The organism is Allosphingosinicella sp. (assembly GCF_036387215.1).
Classification (GTDB): Bacteria; Pseudomonadota; Alphaproteobacteria; order Sphingomonadales; family Sphingomonadaceae; genus Allosphingosinicella.
Genome location: NZ_DASVUE010000374.1, coordinates 1 through 2,668, shown reverse-complemented (window position 1 = coordinate 2,668; position 2,668 = coordinate 1). Strand labels below are relative to the sequence as shown.

Genomic DNA, 2,668 nt, shown 5'->3' with positions numbered 1-2,668 from the left:
TACCTCGCACGGCCATGACGGGGTTACGGATGCGGCCGGATATGTGCTGAACGACGAGACCAGCGCGATTCTGGTCGAGCAGGCGCTGGTGCAGGCGAGGGCCGGCGCGGACATCGTCGCGCCTTCGGACATGATGGACGGGCGGGTGGGGCGCATACGCCTGGCGCTTGAGCGGGAAGGGCACCCGAACGTCGCGATCATGGCCTATGCCGCCAAATATGCGAGCGCCTTCTACGGTCCGTTTCGCGACGCCGTCGGATCGCGCGGGCTGCTGAAGGGCGACAAGAAGAGCTACCAGATGGATCCCGCCAACAGTGACGAGGCGCTTCGCGAAGTCGCGCTCGATATCGCCGAGGGTGCCGATTTCGTGATGGTGAAGCCGGGCCTGCCCTATCTCGACATCGTCCGGCGGGTGAAGGAGCGGTTCGACGTCCCGCTCTTCGCCTACCAGGTGTCCGGCGAATATGCGATGATCGAGGCCGCCGCAGCCGCGGGCGCGGGCGATCGCGACGCCTTGGTGCTCGAGACGTTGATGGCGTTCAAACGCGCAGGCTGCTCCGGGGTGCTGACCTACTATGCGGCCCACGCTGCGCGGCTGCTGTCGCGCTGATGCTGGACGCGCTTCGGCTGGAGCTGGAAAGCCTTCGCGCCGCGATGGCGCCGCTGGAGCCGGACGCCGGGGAGCGGACGCGCCTGGGCGGGCTCGCGATGGATCATGCGCTCGCCTATCTGGACGCAGTGCCCGAGGCGGCGTCCAACAGCCCCTGGTCCGACGTGTTCGCGCGTCGGCTGGAGCCGGAATTCGGCGAAGAGGGGCGCGACCCGGCAGATATCCTCGATTATGTCGGGCAATGCGTGGAGCGGCCCGGCTTCGCCACCACTTCGCCCCGCTTCATGGCGTACATTCCCGGTGGCGGCCTGTTCCATTCGGCGCTCGGCGACATGATCGCGGCCGCGTCCAACAAATATTCCGGCTTCGCCTCGGCAAGCCCCGGAGCCGTTCGGCTCGAGAATGCGACCACCGCCTGGCTTGCCGAGGTGATCGGCTACCCTGAGGGCGCAGCGGGCACTCTGACATCCGGCGGCAGCCTGGCGACGCTCGCCGCCATCGTCGCTGCCCGCGAGGCGCGGGACCCGGACGGCGGCGGGGCCGTCTACATGACCCGCTTTGCCCATCATTGCATCGACAAGGCGCTTCACATCGCCGGCCGCGGGAGGGCGCCGCGGCGTACGGTCGGGACCAACGCCCGCTATCGGATGTCGCCGGAGGCGCTTGCCGAAGCGCTGGAGCGGGACCGGGGAGCGGGCATAAGGCCGTGGCTGGTTATCGCATCCGCGGGGACGGTGGATACTGGAGCGGTGGATCCGCTTGCCGAGATTGCCGAGGTCTGCGCCCGCTACGGCGCGTGGCTGCACGTCGACGGCGCCTATGGCGGGCTGTTCGCGCTGTGCGAGGAAGGCCGCGCGATCCTCAACGGCATCGACCGCGCCGACAGCGTCGTCCTCGATCCGCACAAGACCCTGTTCCTGCCCTACGGCACCGGCGCGGTGCTGACTCGCGAGGGGCGGCACCTCCTCGATGCCTTCAGCGCCAGCGCGGACTATCTCAAGCCGCTCGGCGAATCCGAAGTGGGGCCGTCGCCCGCCGACTTGTCGCCCGAGCTCACACGCCACTTCCGGGCGCTCCGGCTGTGGCTTCCACTTCAGATCGCCGGCGTCGCCGCATTTCGAGCCGCGCAGAAGGAGAAGCTCCGGCTCGCGCGCTATTTCCATGCGCGGCTCTCGCAGCTTCAAGGCTTTGAGGCAGGCGAGGCACCGGACCTCTCAGTCGTCGCCTTCCGCTACCTGCCGGCCTCCGGCGACGTCGATGCCTTCAACGAGCGGCTGATCGCCCATGTGCAGCAGGAGGGGAGGGTGATGCTGAGCGGCACCCGCATAGACGGCCGCTTCTACCTGCGCTGCGCGATCCTGTCGTTCCGGACGCACCTCGAGCATGTCGATGAGGCGCTGGCCGCGCTTGAGCGAGGCGTGGCTGCACTCACCGCGCAGCACGAAACGGCGGACGCGTGAGGGACGAAACGGCCGCACAGCCGGTGCTCGCGGGCTTTGCCCGGCCGCTGTTCGTCGCGACCATCGTCACCGGCTCGTTCCTGCTGTTCCTGACGCAGCCGATGATCGGGCGGATGGCGCTGCCGCGGCTCGGCGGTGCTCCCACCGTCTGGAACAGCGCGATGCTCGTCTATCAGGCGCTGCTGCTCGGCGGCTACGCATACGCGCACTGGCTTGCCCGCCTTCGCCCGCGGCGGCAGGCGGGGCTTCACCTCGTCTTCTTCGCGCTCGCGGCTTTCTGGCTGCCGATCGGCCTTCGCGCCGCTGCGCCGCCGGTCGACGCCTCGCCCATCCTGTGGGTGCCGTGGTTCCTGATCAGCTCGATCGGGCCGCTCTTCTTCATCATCTCCGCGCAGGCGCCGCTGATGCAGCGCTGGTACGCGCTCGATCCCGCGCGCGGCGAACCCTATCCGCTCTACGCGGCCTCGAACCTCGGCAGCTTCGCCGGCCTCATCTCCTACCCGCTGATCGTCGAGCCTTTGCTGACGCTTCACCAGCAAAGCGTCCTCTGGACGGGGGGCTATGCCTTGCTGGTGCTCCTCGTCGCGGCCTGTGCGCT

General features: G+C 68.8%; 2 protein-coding genes and 1 pseudogene. All 3 read left to right on the top strand.

The window, feature by feature from the left end; genetic code table 11:
* On the top strand, window positions 1-610 hold a 610-nt coding region (gene hemB / locus VF662_RS14660; protein WP_464142572.1), incomplete at its 5' end, for a porphobilinogen synthase.
* On the top strand, window positions 610-2,070 hold the full coding sequence (locus VF662_RS14655) for a pyridoxal phosphate-dependent decarboxylase family protein (protein ID WP_464142570.1): 1,461 nt from the start codon (window positions 610-612) through the stop codon (window positions 2,068-2,070). The genes hemB and VF662_RS14655, both read left to right, overlap by 1 nt.
* Window positions 2,067-2,668: pseudogene (locus VF662_RS14650) on the top strand (hypothetical protein); the annotation flags it as partial. The gene VF662_RS14655 and the pseudogene VF662_RS14650, both read left to right, overlap by 4 nt.

Bases quoted from the DNA above. Each gene is read 5' to 3' on its own strand.
- VF662_RS14655 (WP_464142570.1), top strand. From the start codon at position 610: ATGCTGGACGCGCTTCGGCTGGAGCTGGAAAGCCTTCGCGCCGCGATG.